This is a genomic window from Mycobacterium sp. MUNTM1 (assembly GCF_054660795.1).
Window position 1 is genome coordinate 23,657 of sequence record NZ_BAAGDE010000003.1, and the last position, 16,039, is coordinate 39,695.

Annotated in this window: 14 protein-coding genes and 1 pseudogene; 5 read left to right on the plus strand and 10 right to left on the minus strand. The window is 67.9% G+C overall.

The window, feature by feature from the left end; translation table 11 throughout:
* Nucleotides 1-68 precede the first annotated feature (68 nt).
* Complete coding sequence (locus tag ACYQ8K_RS02630) at nt 69-2,060, plus strand: TPM domain-containing protein (protein WP_459966858.1); 1,992 nt, start codon at nt 69-71, stop codon at nt 2,058-2,060.
* Between the two features lie 172 nt (nt 2,061-2,232).
* Here the strand turns inward: ACYQ8K_RS02630 and ACYQ8K_RS02635 are convergent.
* From ACYQ8K_RS02635 to ACYQ8K_RS02645, 3 genes and pseudogenes are all read right to left on the minus strand, one after another.
* A pseudogene (locus ACYQ8K_RS02635) lies at nt 2,233-2,392 on the minus strand (hypothetical protein); the annotation flags it as partial.
* A gap of 509 nt (nt 2,393-2,901) precedes the next feature.
* On the minus strand, nt 2,902-4,134 hold the full coding sequence (locus ACYQ8K_RS02640) for a PPE family protein (RefSeq protein WP_459966859.1): 1,233 nt from the start codon (nt 4,132-4,134) through the stop codon (nt 2,902-2,904).
* Nucleotides 4,135-4,384: 250 nt separating this feature from the next.
* Complete coding sequence (locus tag ACYQ8K_RS02645; protein ID WP_459966999.1) at nt 4,385-5,776, minus strand: glycine--tRNA ligase; 1,392 nt, start codon at nt 5,774-5,776, stop codon at nt 4,385-4,387.
* A 191-nt stretch (nt 5,777-5,967) separates the two neighbouring features.
* Between ACYQ8K_RS02645 and ACYQ8K_RS02650 the strand changes: the two genes are divergently transcribed.
* Nucleotides 5,968-6,396: an ArsR/SmtB family transcription factor gene (locus ACYQ8K_RS02650; RefSeq protein ID WP_459966860.1), complete on the plus strand. Its 429-nt coding sequence runs from the start codon at nt 5,968-5,970 to the stop codon at nt 6,394-6,396.
* The gene (locus tag ACYQ8K_RS02655; protein ID WP_459966861.1) at nt 6,393-6,788 is read left to right on the plus strand and encodes a Fur family transcriptional regulator; all 396 of its coding nucleotides are present in this window, start codon (nt 6,393-6,395) and stop codon (nt 6,786-6,788) included. Before ACYQ8K_RS02650 ends, ACYQ8K_RS02655 begins: the two co-directional genes overlap by 4 nt.
* A 4-nt stretch (nt 6,789-6,792) precedes the next feature.
* Here the strand turns inward: ACYQ8K_RS02655 and ACYQ8K_RS02660 are convergent, their stop codons facing one another.
* From ACYQ8K_RS02660 to recO, 3 genes are read right to left on the minus strand one after another with little or no spacing between them, the layout of a single operon-like run.
* On the minus strand, nt 6,793-7,221 hold the full coding sequence (locus ACYQ8K_RS02660; RefSeq protein WP_459966862.1) for a hypothetical protein: 429 nt from the start codon (nt 7,219-7,221) through the stop codon (nt 6,793-6,795).
* Nucleotides 7,221-8,138 carry a decaprenyl diphosphate synthase gene (locus ACYQ8K_RS02665; protein ID WP_459966863.1) on the minus strand — a complete coding sequence of 306 codons (918 nt, stop codon included), beginning with the start codon at nt 8,136-8,138 and terminating at the stop codon, nt 7,221-7,223. Before ACYQ8K_RS02665 ends, ACYQ8K_RS02660 begins: the two co-directional genes overlap by 1 nt.
* Complete coding sequence (gene recO / locus ACYQ8K_RS02670; RefSeq protein ID WP_459966865.1) at nt 8,131-8,928, minus strand: DNA repair protein RecO; 798 nt, start codon at nt 8,926-8,928, stop codon at nt 8,131-8,133. The genes ACYQ8K_RS02665 and recO overlap by 8 nt, the downstream gene beginning before the upstream one ends.
* A 61-nt stretch (nt 8,929-8,989) precedes the next feature.
* Here recO and ACYQ8K_RS02675 point away from each other — a divergent pair, with 61 nt between their 5' ends.
* Together ACYQ8K_RS02675 and ACYQ8K_RS02680 are read left to right on the plus strand one after the other, a co-directional pair.
* On the plus strand, nt 8,990-10,468 hold the full coding sequence (locus ACYQ8K_RS02675) for an amidase (protein ID WP_459966866.1): 1,479 nt from the start codon (nt 8,990-8,992) through the stop codon (nt 10,466-10,468).
* A 28-nt stretch (nt 10,469-10,496) separates the two neighbouring features.
* Nucleotides 10,497-11,954 (plus strand): aminotransferase class I/II-fold pyridoxal phosphate-dependent enzyme, encoded by a 1,458-nt coding sequence (locus ACYQ8K_RS02680; RefSeq protein ID WP_459966867.1) that lies wholly within the window; start codon nt 10,497-10,499, stop codon nt 11,952-11,954.
* A 60-nt stretch (nt 11,955-12,014) separates the two neighbouring features.
* Here ACYQ8K_RS02680 and era read toward each other — a convergent pair whose 3' ends face one another.
* From era to ybeY, 4 genes are read right to left on the minus strand one after another with little or no spacing between them, the layout of a single operon-like run.
* Nucleotides 12,015-12,914 (minus strand): GTPase Era, encoded by a 900-nt coding sequence (era, locus tag ACYQ8K_RS02685; protein WP_459966868.1) that lies wholly within the window; start codon nt 12,912-12,914, stop codon nt 12,015-12,017.
* Nucleotides 12,907-14,217, minus strand: a complete 1,311-nt coding sequence (locus ACYQ8K_RS02690) for a hemolysin family protein (RefSeq protein WP_459966870.1) — start codon at nt 14,215-14,217, stop codon at nt 12,907-12,909. The genes era and ACYQ8K_RS02690 overlap by 8 nt, the downstream gene beginning before the upstream one ends.
* 12 nt (nt 14,218-14,229) lie before the next feature.
* The gene (locus tag ACYQ8K_RS02695) at nt 14,230-15,498 is read right to left on the minus strand and encodes a hypothetical protein (RefSeq protein WP_459966871.1); all 1,269 of its coding nucleotides are present in this window, start codon (nt 15,496-15,498) and stop codon (nt 14,230-14,232) included.
* Entirely contained in the window at nt 15,495-16,028 is a 534-nt protein-coding gene (gene ybeY / locus ACYQ8K_RS02700; protein ID WP_007770263.1) for an rRNA maturation RNase YbeY, read from the minus strand. The genes ACYQ8K_RS02695 and ybeY overlap by 4 nt, the downstream gene beginning before the upstream one ends.
* Nucleotides 16,029-16,039: the final 11 nt, after the last annotated feature.

Sequence of the window (16,039 nt, forward strand, 5' to 3'; positions counted from 1 at the left end):
AATGCCCGCCGAAGTCTGGCTCAACTCAGGCCTACTGGCGTGTGTCGCGGCGGGGCTAGATTGGCCCTATGCGTTGCACCGCTCGCCTGATCGCCGCGATCGCGACGATCCTCACGGTCAGCTTCGGCGGCGGCCTGCTGCTGGCGCCGCCCGCCGGCGCGCAACCACCATTCCGGTTGGCCGACTACATCACTGATCCGGCGGGAGCCTTGTCAACTTCCGGGCACAGCGCTGTCAGCTCAGCTCTCAACAAGCTCTACACCGATCGCCACATCCGGCTGTGGGTGGTCTACGTCGACAACTTCTCCGGGCAGACCCCGGTCGGATGGGCACAGCGCACCGTGAGCAGCAGCGACCTGGGCGACTACGACGCGCTGCTGGCCGTCGGCACCACCAGCCGCGAATACGCCTTCCTGGTGCCCTCCACGATCAAGAGCATCAACGCAAAGCAGGTCGACCAGTTGCGGCGCAACAAGATCGAGCCGGCGCTGCACAACGGGGATTGGAGCGGGGCCGCCGTCGCGGCGGCCAACGGGCTCGACACCTCGCCCGGCTCGTCGGGCCGGGTGGCACTGCTGGCCGTGCTGGCGGGCATTCTCGTCTCGTTGGCAGTCCTGTTGCTGGTCATGCGTTATCGGGGCCGGCGCCGCCGGGCAGCGGCATTGGCCGCGGCACGCCGGGTCGACCCCACCGACGCCGCTGCGCTGGCCGCGGTGCCCCCGCAGGCACTCGACGACCTGTCCCGCGCGCTGGTGGTGGACGTCGACAATGCGGTACGCACCAGTGCAAACGAATTGGACCTGGCGGTCAGCGAGTTCGGCGAGAACCGCACCCAGCCATTCACCCAGGCCGTGACGAACGCGAAAGCGGCTCTGTCCCAGGCATTCACGATCCGCCAGCAGCTCGACGACGCGACGCCGGAGACGCCGGCGCAGCGCCGCGAGTTGCTCACCCAGGTGATCGTCTCGGCGGCGCGGGCCGACCGCGAACTGGAGTCACAGACAGAGGCATTCGAGAAGTTGCGCGATTTGGTGATCAACGCCCCGACCCGACTTGACTCGCTGACCCAGCAGTACGTGGAACTCACCACCCGCATCGCACCGGCCGAGGAACGACTTGCGCTGCTGCACAAGGACTTCAGCGCTGCCGCGTTGACCTCGGTGTCCGGCAATGTCACGGCGGCCAAGGAGCGCCTGGCATTCGCCGACCGCAACATCGGCAGCGCCCGTGAGCTTGCCGCCCATGCAATCAGCGGTCAGCAGGCCGGCCTGGTCGATGCCGTCCGCGCCGCGGAGTCGGCGCTGGGCCAGGCGCGCGCGCTGCTCGACGCGGTGGACAACGCGGCCGGTGACATTCAGCACGCCATTGACCGGTTGCCGGCGGCGATGACCGACATCCAGAACGGCATCGAGCGCGCAGACCAACTGCTGAAGAAATCACCGAACGCCAAGACGGCGCACCGCGGTGATCTCGTCGCGGCGCGCGACGCGGCCGTCAGGGCCGTCGAGAGCGCGCGAGCCGGCGCAGCCGACGATCCGCTGGGCGAGTTCAGTCAGCTGACCAAGGCCGACGCCGGCCTCAACGGGCTCCTGGCCACGCTGGCCCAGGAGCAGGCTGCCGCCGAACAGCTGAACCGGTCATTGGAGCAGGCGCTGTTCACCGCGCAGTCGAGGGTGCGCGCGGTGTCCGACTACGTCGACACGCGTCGGGGCAGCATCGGCCCCGAGGCGCGCACCCGGCTGGCCGAGGCCAGACGGCATCTCCAAGCGGCAGAGGACAAACGGTCGACGGCGCCGACGGAGGCGATCGCCCACGCCAATGCGGCGTCGACGCTGGCCGCGACGGCGCAGTCCCTCGCCAACGACGACGTGCAACTGGCGCAGCGTGCCTACATGGGCCGCGGCGGCAGTGACATGGGCGCGATGCTGGGCGGCATCATCATCGGCAACGTGCTCAGCGGAGGCACGCGGGGCGGATTCGGCGGCTGGAGCCCGACCTCGTTCGGCGGCAGCGGGGGTTCGTCCGGCGGCGGTTTCATGGGCGGCGGCGGCCGATTCTGAACAGCGCCTGACGCCGGCGATCCTGCTTTGGGCTTGCTCCGGTCTCAGCCGGCCGCCGGCGAATGCGGTATCACGCCCGGGGTCCGTGGGACGGTGTCGCCTTCCCAACCGCTCCACACTCCGTCGGCAACGGCTGTCGGGCGGGGGACGTCGAGCGTCTCTTCGGGAGCCTCGGCACCGACGTCCGGCTTCGGCGCCCAGTGGTCGTAGTCATCTGGTGGGACGACAACGCCCCACTTGAGCGGAACCGACAGCCCACCGAGCACGCCGGACTCACCTCGAACTGCCGACACCGTGTCATCCGGCAACGGCGAACCGAGAGGCAAAAGCACCCCTGCCCCCTTCCACAGCCGATAGAGCGTTCGGGCGCTGTGGCGAATCTATTTACACCAACCGGTGACATCGTAAGACAAACTGAAGAAAATATGCGGGAATTGCCAATTTTGATTTTGTGGGCACGTGCTCGACAGCGCGCGGGCGGCCGCCGAGTACGCGACGGTCGTCGCCGAGCACCGTCGGCCGCACCGTCAACGCCGGGCCCCGACGCTCGACTACGCGGTCATGCCACGGGTCGCCGAACCCATACCCGTTGGCGCGCAACGACTTAGGGACTCATCGAGGCCGCACCCGACGCGCGGACGAGGTTTTGCACGCGTCGCGGAAATGGCCCGCCCGGCTTATCCGCTGAACGAGTAGACCGGCTCGAGTTTTTACTAGACGCACCGGATGAATTCGCGTGTCGCGATACGACGCCCGTCGCCGCGCAAGCACGCGTAACCAAAAGTATTGAATTCGCGCCGATTTGCACAATACTCACGCCTGCAACAGCAGCACCGCCACGCTATCCCGGACGATTGCGTGGAACCACCTTGGGACGAGACCTCACCACCTGCGCCCGGGTCCCGCGGTCCTCACCCTCGGGGCTCTTGTCATTCACCGGCATCGCCGCCATCGGCACGCCGCTGCTCGCCCCGGTAGCCGCCGCGGCGGCCGGTGCTCCGGAGCCCACGCCCGACATCGCCGGGGTGGCGATGTACGCCGGCATCGACCCTTCCCACGCGGCGGGCACCGACATCGACCCGATGAACCGCGCGCTCCCCAGGCCGGCCGTCGCGACGCCCAAGGCGCCCAACCCGCCACCGGCCAACGGCTGCAGGTCAGACAGCGCGCTGCCCGAACTGTGTGGCGCACTGAGGGGCGCGCTGGTCGCACCGACCAATGCCGGTGCCAGTGCCGGCGCGGCTGCGGGCGCCGACGCCGCGGCGTGGCCTGCGGGGCCGGCGCTCTGGGCGAGCGTCACCATGGGCGTCATCAGCGCCGTTGCCGGGTACACCCCGGCCTGCGCCACAGTCGTCAAGGTCGCCACCGGCGTCGACGACAGCAACGAAACCGCCGGCGAGAGCGCACCCAGCACCGACTGCAGCTGGGACGCGAACGCGGTCCCCAGTGAGGACAGGCCCTGGAAGAACTGCGACGCCAAACTCAGGGGAGCCGTCACCAATCCGGCCAGGCCCGCCAGGTCCGCGGACGGCGCGCTACCCCCCAGTGCAGCGGGCGGCACGCTGAACTCCGGCAATGCCTGCGCCATCGATTGAGCCCCGGCGTGATAGCCCAACATCGCCGCCACATCCTGCGCCCACATCTCGACGTATTCGAGTTCGGTCTGGGCGATGGCCGCGGTGTTGATGCCGAAAAAGTTCGTCGCGATCAGCACGAGCAGCCGGGCCCGGTTCGCCAGCACCTCGGGCAGCGGCACCGTCGCCACCAGAGCGCCCTCGAAAGCCAACGCCGCGATCCGGGCCTGCAGCGCCGCCACCTCTGCTTGCGCCGCGGCGATGATCAGCCATTCCACATAGGGCGCCGCGGCGGCGGTCATCGACATCGACGACGGCCCCATCCAGGCGCCACCTGCCAAATCGGAAACCGTGGTGTGAAACGACGATGCCGAGGACGACAGCTCAACCGCCAGCCCATCCCACGCCGAGGCCGCCTCGAACAGAGGCCCGGCCCCGGGGCCGCCAAATATCAAGGCCGAGTTGATCTCAGGAGGGAAGAACACAAACGCGGGAATCATTTGCAACCCCAACCGACCGGTCAACGGCACCTACCCCGGACGGCCCGACATCCGCCCGCGGCCATTAGCTATCTACTTATGCCCCACAGGGGATCCTAGGGCACCATCACCGCGAAAGGCCGAACTTTAAACAAACCTTATTTCGGAAATCCGGCGTCGGTGACGGCGCATCGGCACCCGCCCGGGACCATCAGACGTGCGGCGGCGCAACGGGTCAGACAATATACAAGGCCGCGGCAGGACTGGCCGATCAACAACCCTTCAGGCGCGCCGCCAGATAATCGGACACGGCATTCATCGGAACGCGCTCCTGGGTCATGTCGTCGCGCTGTCGCACCGTCACGGCGTTGTCCTCGAGTGAGTCGAAATCGACGGTGACGCAGAACGGCGTACCGATCTCGTCCTGGCGTCGATAACGCCGCCCGATCGCACCGGCGTCGTCGAATTCGATATTCCAGAACTTGCGCAACTCGGCGGCCAAGTCCCGTGCCTTGGGGCTCAGGTCGGCGTGACGGGACAGCGGCAGCACCGCGGCCTTGACTGGAGACAGGCGCGGGTCCAGACGCAGCACCGTGCGTTTTTCCATCTTGCCCTTGGCGTTCGGGGCTTCGTCCTCCACGTAGGCGTCGATCAAGAACGCCATGAACGACCGCGTCAGGCCGGCGGCCGGCTCGATGACATAGGGCGTGTACCGGGTGTCGGTGACCTGGTCGTAGAACGACAGGTCGACACCGGAATGCTTTGCGTGCGTCGATAAGTCGAAATCGGTGCGGTTGGCGACGCCTTCCAACTCGCCCCACGGATTACCGGCGAAGCCGAACTTGTACTCGATGTCGACCGTGCGATCGGAGTAGTGCGACAGCTTGTCGGCGGGGTGCTCGAATAACCGCAAGTTTTCCGGATCGATGCCCAGGTCGACATACCATTGCAGGCGGGTGTCGATCCAGTACTGATGCCATTCCTTCGCGGTCGACGGCTCGACGAAGAACTCCATTTCCATTTGTTCGAACTCGCGGGTCCGGAAAATGAAGTTGCCCGGGGTGATCTCGTTGCGAAAACTCTTGCCGATCTGGCCGATTCCAAAAGGCGGCTTCCTGCGGGCGGTCGTGACCACGTTGGCAAAGTTGACGAAGATGCCCTGCGCCGTCTCGGGGCGCAGATAGTGCAGGCCCTCCTCGGTCTCGATCGGGCCCAGGTAGGTCTTGAGCATCATGTTGAACTCGCGCGGCTCGGTCCACTGGCCCGGCTCGCCGGTCTCCGGGTCGCGGATGTCGGCCAGCCCGTTGGGCGGCGGATGGCCGTGCTTGGCTTCGTAGGCCTCGATGAGATGGTCGGCGCGGTAGCGCTTGTGGGTGATCAACGACTCGACCAGCGGGTCATGGAACACCTCGACGTGGCCGGAGGCCACCCACACCTGGCGCGGCAGGATGATCGACGAATCCAGGCCCACCACGTCGTCGCGACCGCTGACCACCGAGCGCCACCACTGCCGCTTGATGTTCTCTTTGAACTCCACACCCAGCGGGCCGTAATCCCACGCCGACCGGGTACCGCCGTAGATCTCCCCGGAGGGAAAGACGAAGCCGCGCCGTTTGGCCAGGTTCACTACGGTGTCGATGACGGACGCCACGGGGCGGTGCACTCCCTTTCCGGGTTCGGGCGGGCACGCGCGGCGGTCAACCGCGGTGCGCAGAGCATCAGTCATGGTAGCGATCGACGCCGCGCTCTTTGACATGCGTCATCATGCATGTGACAGTGGATGGCAGCCGATAACGATATTCAATTGCGGATACTTTCCCACTACCTGGCACTTCTCGAGGTGATGCCGCTCCCATGATGACGTCCCCGTCACCTTCCGCATCGATGCCGGCCGCCGACGACGGCGACTCGGACCCCGGCGTGGTCGCCCACGACCACGACGCGCTCGGCGCCGCGGGGCACTCCGGAGTCAGCGCCTACCCCGTCCCGCCGCCACGCGACATCCTCGACGCCGCCGGCGAGTTGTTGCGCGCGCTGGCCGCGCCGGTGCGGATCGCGATCGTGTTGCAGCTGCGCGAGTCCCACCGCTGCGTGCACGAGCTGGTGGATGCGCTGGGCGTGCCCCAGCCGCTGGTCAGCCAGCACCTGAAGATTCTGAAGGCGGCGGGGGTGGTCACTGGGGAGCGGTCCGGTCGCGAAGTGCTCTACCGGCTCGCCGATCATCACCTCGCGCACATCGTGGTGGACGCCGTCGCGCACGCCAGTGAGGAGCCGCGCCAATGACCGGAAGCAGCGTCCGCTCCACCCGGCAGCGTGCGGCCATCTCCACGTTGCTGGAGACGCTGGACGAGTTCCGCTCGGCCCAAGAGCTACACGACGAGCTGCGCCGCCGCGGCGAGAACATCGGGCTGACGACGGTCTACCGGACGCTGCAGTCGATGGCCGCGACCGGGATGATCGACACGCTGCGCACCGACACCGGTGAATCGGTGTACCGCAGGTGTTCCGAGCACCATCACCACCACCTGGTGTGCCGCAGCTGCGGCGCCACCATCGAGGTGGGCGATCACGAGGTCGAGGAATGGGCGGCGGAAGTGGCTGCCAAACACGGCTTCTCCGACGTCAGCCACACCATCGAGATCTTCGGCACCTGTTCGGAATGCGGGGGCCGCTAGCGGGTCAGGCCGTCAGCTTCCGACGTATCCCGGCCCCGGTGTCCAGGACCAACAGGATCAGCGTCCGCAGGGCGTCGTCGGTGAGGCCGCCGCCCGGGAAGTTGTAGCGCATCATCACGTCAGCGGTTTTCGACGCGCCCTTGCCCGAATTGCGTTGCACCGCCTTCTCATTGACCTTCTCGATCAGGCTCACGCTGCCGAAGTTGCTGTCGCGGGCCTCCTTGGCCACCTGCTCGCTGACCTTCTTGGTCAGCGGCAGGTCCCACGCCAGTATCTGGGTGAGCGACACCAGGTCGAGGCCCTCGGCGATGTTCACCACCCGCAACGAGGCGATGGTGCCGTCGTGGCGCACGGTGACCGCGCCGTCGGCCTCCTCGTCGAGCGGGAGAACTTCGCCGAGTATCGACGCCAGGCGCTCCTGCAGCGATGGCATCATGCGCTCCCGAATCTGCGGTTGCGGGAGGCGTATTCCTCGCACGCGGCCCACAAATCGCGGCGGTCGTAGTCCGGCCACAGCTTGTCCTGAAAGACGTATTCGGCGTACGCCGCCTGCCACAGCATGAAATTGCTGGACCGGTGCTCCCCCGAGGTCCGCAGGAACAGATCGACGTCGGGAATGTCGGGCCGTTGCAGGTGATGCGACACCGTCGACTCGGTGATGCGTTCTGGGTTCAGCCGGCCGGCGGCGGCCAGGCGCGCGATTTCCTTTGTGGCCTCCGCGATTTCGGCGCGCCCACCGTAGTTGACGCAATAGTTGACCGTGATGACGTCGTTGTCCTTCGTCATGTCCTCGGCGATCGCCAGTTCGTTGATCACGCTGCGCCACAGGCGTGGCCGCGAGCCCACCCACCGGATCTTGACCCCGATCGTTTTCAGGTTCACCCGACGCATGCGCACCACGTCGCGGTTGAAGCCCATCAGGAAGCGGACCTCCTCGGGGGACCGTTTCCAGTTTTCCGTCGAGAAGGCGTACAGGCTGAGCCATTTGATGCCGAGTTCGATTGCGCCGCAGACGATGTCAATGACCACCGCCTCGCCCGCCTTGTGGCCGTCGGTGCGGGTCAGCCCCTGCTGGGTGGCCCAGCGGCCGTTGCCGTCCATCACGATGGCCACATGGTTGGGCAGTCGACCGGCCTCGATTCTAGGCGGGGCCGCCTTGGAGATGTGCTGCGGCGGCCGGGACGGCCCGCCGTCGGGGGACGGCGGCAGCTCCGGAAAGACGACCGGCCAGGTCGACTTGTCGGGAAACACCGGGTAGTCGGCGGGTGCGGGGGGCAGCTGCGGGAAATCGGCAGACGCCGTGGCGCGCTCGGACTTTCGAGCAGAGCCGCCGGCCCAGAGTTTAGCCACAGTCCATATCCTGCCCGATCAGCGCCGCGCGCCGGTCGGCGATGGTCCGGTCGATGTGATACGTCCGTTCCACGAGCGGCAACGTCTTGAGCTGTCGCTCCAGGTGCCACTGCAGGTGCGCGGCCACCAGACCGCTGACGTAGTTGCGGTGCGATTGCGGGGTCTTCTCGGCGAAGTCCCAATCGCCGTCGTGCAGCGCGGACATCAGATCCAGCACCCCCGGCGGCGGCGTCGTCGAACCGGCCGGGCGGCAGTGTGTGCAGACGCTGCCGCCGGCGCCGACGTGGAACGCCCGATGGGGACCGGGGGTGGCGCAACGGGCGCACTCATTGAGCGCGGGCGCCCACCCGGCGATGCCCATCGCGCGCAACAGGTAGGCGTCCAGCAGGAGGTCCCGGGACCGGCGGCCGTCGGCCACCGCCCGCAACGCGCTCACCGTGAGCCCGTGCAGGGCCGGGGCGGGCGCCCGCTCCTCGCCGGCGAGGCGTTCGGCGGTTTCCAGCATGGCGCAGCCGCAGGTGTAACGGCCGTAGTCGTTGACGATGTCAGTGGCGAACGCGTCAATGGAGACGACCTGGGTGACGATGTCGAGGTTGCGGCCGGGATGTAGCTGCGCGTCGATGTGCGCGAACGGCTCCAGCCGCGCACCGAATTTGCTGCGGGTGCGGCGCACGCCCTTGGCCACCGCACGGACCAGTCCATGATCACGAGTCAGCAGGGTGACGATCCGGTCGGCTTCGCCGAGCTTGTGCTGGCGCAACACAACAGCTCGGTCTCGGTATAGCCGCATCACCATAGTTTTGCACCCCGCCGCGACATTACGGGTATCCGCGCCGTTAGTCTCGTACCCCGTGATTGGCGCTGCCGGGTCGGGTCCTGGGTCCATTTCCGGATCCGGCCACCGGCGCCTGCCCACACTCACTGACCTGCTCTATCAGCTGGCCAGCCGCTCGGTGACCTCCACCACGCTGGTGGGTCGCTCCCTGCACGCCATCCACACCAGCCAGCCCACCCTGAACGCCTTCCGGGTGGTGCTCACCGAGTCGGCGCTGGCCGACGCGGCGGAGGCCGACCGGCGACGCGCGGCCGGTGACACCGCCCCGCTGCTAGGGGTCCCGATCGCCGTCAAAGACGACGTCGACGTTGCCGGGGTGCCCACCGCATTCGGGACCGAGGGGTCGGTCGCCCCCGCAACGCACGACGCCGAGGTGGTGCGCCGCCTCAAGGCGGCCGGCGCGGTGATCGTCGGCAAGACGAACACCTGCGAGCTCGGACAATGGCCGTTCACCAGCGGCCCCGGCTTCGGGCATACCCGCAACCCCTGGTCGCGCCGGCACACCCCGGGTGGATCGTCGGGCGGCAGCGCCGCCGCGGTGGCCGCCGGACTGGTCACCGCCGCCATCGGCTCCGACGGCGCCGGCAGCATCCGGATCCCGGCGGCCTGGACGCACCTGGTCGGCATCAAGCCACAGCGCGGACGCATCTCGACCTGGCCGTTGCCGGAGGCGTTCAACGGCATCACGGTTAACGGTGTGCTGGCCCGCACCGTGGCCGACGCGGCGCTGGTGCTCGACGCCGCGTCGGGCAATGTCGAGGGCGACCGGCACAAGCCGCCCCCGCTGACCGCGTCCGACTACGTGGGCAAGGCGCCCGGCCCGCTGAACATCGCGCTGTCCACCCGGTTCCCGTACACCGGCTTCCGGCCGAAACTGCACCCGGAGATCCTGGCCGCGACGCGGGCCGTCGGCAAGCAACTCGAGCTGCTGGGCCACACCGTGGTGCCGGGCAATCCCGACTACGGCGTGCGCCTGTCCTGGGACTTCCTCGCCCGCTCCACCTCGGGCCTCCGCGATTGGGAGGAGCGGCTGGGCGACGGCGTCGTGCTCGACCCCCGCACCCTGTCCAACCTGCGCCTGGGCGCGGTGCTGGGACAGGCGATCCTGCGCACCGCCCGCCGCCACGAAGAGGCCGACCAGCGCCGGGTGGGGTCGATCTTCGACATCGTCGACGTGGTGCTGGCGCCGACCACGGCCCAACCGCCGCCGCTGGCGCGCGCCTTCGACCGGTTGAGTGGCTTCGGCACCGACCGCGCCATGATCGCGGCGTGCCCGCTGACGTTCCCGTGGAACGTGCTGGGCTGGCCGTCGATCAACGTCCCGGCGGGCTTCACGTCCGACGGCCTGCCGATCGGTGTGCAACTGATGGGTCCGGCGAACAGCGAGGGCATGCTGATCTCGCTGGCCGCCGAGCTGGAGGCCGTCTGCGGCTGGGCGAGCCGACAGCCCCAGTCGTGGTGGGACCAGACCACCGACGCGCCCGGTGCGAATTAGCCGCTGACAAGCGGGGTATCCGTCCGTCATGGACCAATCGACCGCTCCCCTGCTCGATGCGCTGGCCGATTATCGGAACCAGAACCGGTACGGATTCACGCCGCCGGGCCACCGGCAAGGCCGCGGCGTCGACGATCGGGTCCTGGCGGTCTTGGGCCGCGAGCCGTTCCTGGACGACGTGCTGGCCAGCAGCGGCCTGGATGACCGCCGCAGCAGCAACGGATACCTCAAGCGCGCCGAAGACCTGATGGCCGAGGCCGTAGGCGCCGAGATGGCCTGGTTCTCCACCTGCGGCAGCTCACTGTCGGTCCGGGCGGCGATGATGGCCGTCGCCGGCGGGGACGGCAGCCTGCTGGTCGGCCGCGACAGCCACAAGTCGATCGTGGCGGGCCTGATCTTCTCCGGTGTGCAGCCGCGCTGGATCACGCCCCAATGGGACGCCGAGCACCACTTCTCTCATCCGCCCTCGCCGCAGCAGGTCGAGGAGGCCTGGGCCAAACACCCCGACGCCGCCGGTGCGCTGGTGGTCAGTCCTAGTCCATACGGCACCTGCGCCGACATCGCCGGCATCGCCGAGGTATGCCACCGGCGGGGGAAGCCGTTGATCATCGACGAGGCGTGGGGGGCGCACCTACCGTTTCACGAGGACCTGCCGACCTGGGCGATGGACGCGGGCGCGGACGTGTGTGTGGTGAGCGTGCACAAGATGGGCGCGGGTTTCGAGCAGGGCTCGGTGTTCCACGTGCAGGGCGACCTGATCGACCAGGACCGCCTTTCCGGTTGCGCCGATCTGCTGATGACGACCAGCCCCAACGTCCTGCTGTATGCGGCCATGGACGGGTGGCGCCGGCAGATGGTGCAGCATGGTCACGAATTACTCAGTGCCGCACTGGATTTGACGCGGCAGGCGCGTGAGGAGATCGAACTCATCCCCGATGTGGAGGTGCTCGACGAGGAACTGCTCGGCGCGCAGGCCTCCCACGACCTGGACCGGATGCAGGTGCTGATCGACGTATCGGCCACGGGAACCTCCGGTTACCAGGCCTCCGACTGGTTGCGCGCGCACGCGCATATCGACCTGGGCATGAGCGATCACCGCCGGATTCTGGCCACCTTGTCCATGGCGGACGACAAGGAAACCCTGGGACGTCTCACCGATGCCCTGCGGGCATGGCGAACCGCGGCCGACGACTTCGAGCCGGCGCCGCGCATCGCGCTGCCCTCGCCGGCGGACCTGCAATTGGAGACCGTCGAGCTGCCGCGGGATGCGTTCTTCGGACGGGTCGAGGCCATACCCACCGAGAGCGCCGGCGGCCGGATCGCCGCCGAACAGATCACGCCCTATCCCCCGGGCATTCCCGCCGTCGTCCCCGGCGAGCGTCTCAACGATGCGGTGCTGGACTATCTGCGCTCGGGCCTCAACGCCGGCATGAATCTCCCCGACGCGGCCGACCCGTCATTGCGGACCATCCGAGTGCTGGCCTGACGCGGCGAACCCCGCGCAACTCCTGGCATACGGCCTTCTCCAAATGCGCCAGCACCGGCGCTAAAAGCCTAGTCTGCCAAGCTGTTTGGGGTCGCTCTGCCAGTTCTTGGCCACCTTGACGCGCAGGTCGAGGTAGATCTTGGTGCCCAGCAGCTTCTCGATCTGGGCGCGCGCGGCGGTGCCGACCTCCCGCAGCCGGGCACCGCCCTTGCCGATGATGATGCCCTTCTGGCTGTCGCGCTCGACGTAGAGCAGGGCGTGCACGTCGATCAGGTCGTCGCGGTCCTCCCGCGGAGTGACTTCGTCGATGACCACCGCCAGCGAGTGCGGCAACTCGTCGCGGACACCCTCCAGCGCCGCCTCCCGGATGAGCTCGGCCATCAGGACCTCTTCGGGTTCGTCGGTCAGTTCACCGTCCGGGTAGTACGCCGGGCCGGGCGGCAGGGCGGCGGCGAGCACCTCGATCAAGATGTCGACCTGCGCGCCGGTCACCGCTGATACCGGCACGATTTCGGCCGAGCCACCGACCAACTCGCTGACCGCCACCAACTGCGCGGCCACCCGGTCCTTGGGCGTCTTGTCGATCTTGGTGACGATCGCCACCACGGTCGTCTTGGGTGCGGTCGCGCGGATCTGTTCGACGATCCACCGGTCCCCCGGACCGATCGCCTCATCGGCCGGGATGCACAGCCCGATCACGTCGACTTCGGAATAGGTATCGCGCACAAGGTCATTGAGCCGCTTGCCCAGCAGCGTGCGCGGCCGGTGCAGGCCGGGCGTGTCGACCAGGATGATCTGGAAGTCGTCCCGGTGCACGATGCCGCGGATGGTGTGCCGGGTGGTCTGGGGCCGCATCGAGGTGATCGCGACCTTGCTCCCGACCAGCGCGTTCGTCAGTGTCGATTTCCCGGTATTGGGGCGCCCGACGAAACACACGAAACCGGACCGGAATTCAGTCATGCTGCTCGGATACCTCGCCATCGGATGAACCGTCGGATTCGACCGGGCTGAGCAGGACGGTGTTGATCCGCACCCGACCCCGGTGATCGGTGCCGCCTTCGGCCTGCAGCCGCAGACCGTGTGACACCACCTCGGCGCCCGGCAGCGGGACCCGGCCCAATTCCAGGGCGAGCAGCCCGCCGACGGTGTCGACGTCGAGATCGTCGTCGAATTCCACGTCATACAGCTCGCCCAGGTCCTCGATCGGCAGCCGGGCCGACACCCGAAAGTGCTTGTCGCCCAGGTCTTCTACCGGCGCCGTCTCCGCCTGGTCGTACTCGTCGGCGATCTCGCCGACGATTTCTTCGAGCACGTCTTCGATGCTGACCAGGCCGGCGATCGCGCCGTACTCGTCGACGAGCAGCGCCATGTGGTTGCGGTCGCGCTGCATTTCCCGCAGCAGCGAGTCCAGGGGTTTGGAGTCGGGCACGAAGACCGCAGGACGCATCACCTTCGACACCGGCGGGGTCCGGCCGCCGTCACCGGACAGAACCGTCTGCTGGACAAGGTCTTTCAAGTACACGACGCCGACGATGTCGTCGACGTTCTCGCCGATCACCGGGATGCGGGAATGCCCGCTGCGCACCGCCAGGTTGATGGCCTGGCTGGCGAACTTGTCGCTTTCGATCCAGATCATCTCGGTGCGCGGCACCATCACCTCGCGGGCCGGGGTGTCACCGAGTTCGAAGACCGACTGGATCATCCGGCGCTCCTCGGCGGCGACCACGCCGCGCTGCTGGGCCAGGTCGACGACCTCACGCAGCTCGATCTCGGAGGCGAACGGCCCGTTCCGCAGGCCGCGCCCGGGAGTGACCGCGTTACCCAGCACCACCAGCAACCGGCTGATCGGCATCAACAGCCACGAGATCGCCTGCAGCGGAAGCACCGTCGTCAACGCGATGGAGTAGGCGTTCTGCCGGCCGAGGGTGCGCGGCCCCACCCCCATCACGACGAAGCTGGTCACCACCATGATCGCCGCGGCGCCGAACAATCCCCAGCGCAGCCCGAAGTTGTCGTAGAGGAACACCACCAGCAGCACGGTCGCGGTGATCTCGCAGGTGATCCGCAGCAGCACCACTAGGTTGATGTAGCGGGGCCGCTCCGACATCACCTTGGACAAGGCCACCGCGCCGGGCCGCTCGTCGCGCACCAGCTCCTGAACCCGGGCCAGCGACACCGTGCTGATCGCCGCATCGATCGCCGCGAAAAGTCCGCCTAACGCGATCAGCGCGACTGCGCCGAGCAGCTCAGACCAGCCCGTCAATTCTCGACATACCTAGGTGTCAGCGTCCTGCTCCTCGGTCCGGCTCCGGCGAGCGAGCAGCCAGGCGACCAGGCACACCACGACCGCGAATCCACCGTAGCGCAGCGCCATAGTCCAGATGGATTGGTTGGGTTGCCCGGGCTCCTGATGGTGGACCGCGAGCAGCACCAGGAAGCTGCCATCGTCGGTCGGGCCGACGCCTGGCGTCGGCTGCGTCTTGATCACCCGGATCTGGGAGGGGGCGCTGGTGGAGTTGTCGATCTGCCCAAAGGCCAGGGTGGAATCGTCGAGCAGAAAGGTGTCCTGGGCGCCCGCGGGTTGGCTACCGTCGTGACCCACCACCGACACGTGGCCCACTTCGACGGTCTCATCCTTGGCGGGGACGAACACCGTGACGTTCTCGTACAGCTTCGGGGGTGCCGGCGGCTTGTAATCGGGCGGCGGCGGGCCGTTGTACCCGTTCAGTGGTATCGAACCCCCGCCGTAGAAGCTGCCGGCCGCCACGTAACTGTCGCCGACCGCGGTGAACGGGACGACGCCGACGGTCGTCGCGTCCAGCACCATCCGTCCTCCGCGCGGCAGGTAGGCCTGCTGGTAGGCACCGTTGTAGAAGTAGCGGAACGTGATCGCCTGATTGAGCGGGTTGTAGATGGTCGGGCGGCGGTAGGCGTCGTCGTAGTCGAGGTAGTCCCAGTGGCGCGGGCGGACGAACTTCTGGTCGTCGATCTTGAGGATGTCGACGTTGTCCCGGTGCGAGCTCACGACGTTCTGCACCTGCTGGTCGAAGTCGATCTGGGTGGGCGGCTTCGGTGGGTTGGCGGGGTCGACGCGCGACACCGGCGCGGCCTTGGCCGCGGCGATCGCCAGCGACGGCGCATCCAGGCCGCGCGGCGGTGCCACCACCGGGGCGTTGCGCGGCGCGTCGGGCCCCGGCGGCGGGATCTCCAGCACTGGGACGTTCTGACCCGAATTGGGCGGCGGCAGGACCAGCGGGTTCTGCGCCGGCGGCGGCATCGGCGGCGGCTCGTACACCGGAATGGGAACCTCCGGCGCCCGCGTGGGCGCGTTGCTCGGTGGCCCCTGCACCCCGCGGCGATCCTCGCTGCACACGTTCGCCGTGTGATAGGCGTTCACGTAGAACATGCAGTGCTGGCAGGAGACGGGGTTGGATCCCGCGCCGGCACACGGGGCCGCCTGCGCCGCCGGGGCGTTGGTGGTGACCAACACCGGCAGCGGTGCGAACGCGATGGCGGCGGCCGCCAGAATCTTGAGGACCCTCAATTGTCGAAATACCTTGACTTGTCGAGCAATCGGCGGTCCCGCTCCTCTTGGCGGTCTTGCCGGTAGGCCTCGACCTGGTCGGCGACCCACTCTTCGAGCAGCCGGTCCTGCAAGGCGAACATCTCCTTCTCCTCATCCGGCTCGCCGTGGTCGTAGCCGATCAGGTGGAGCACCCCGTGGATGGTCAGCAGCGCCAGCTCGTGCCCCAGGCTGTGCCCCGCCGAGGCGGCCTGGCCTGCCGCGAATTCCGGGCACAGCACGATGTCGCCCAGCATCGACGGGCCCGGCTCGGGGGCGTCCGGACGCCCACCCGGCTCGAGCTCGTCCATCGGAAAGCTCATCACGTCGGTCGGGCCGGGCAGATCCATCCAGCGCATGTGCAGGTCGGCCATCGCGGCGGTGTCCAGCAGCACCATCGACAGCTCGGCTGCCGGGTTGACGTCCATCTTGGCGATCACGAACCGCGCGACGCTGATCAGTTCGGCTTCGGAGACGTCGATACCCGATTCGTTGGATACCTCGATGCTCATAAACCCGCTCA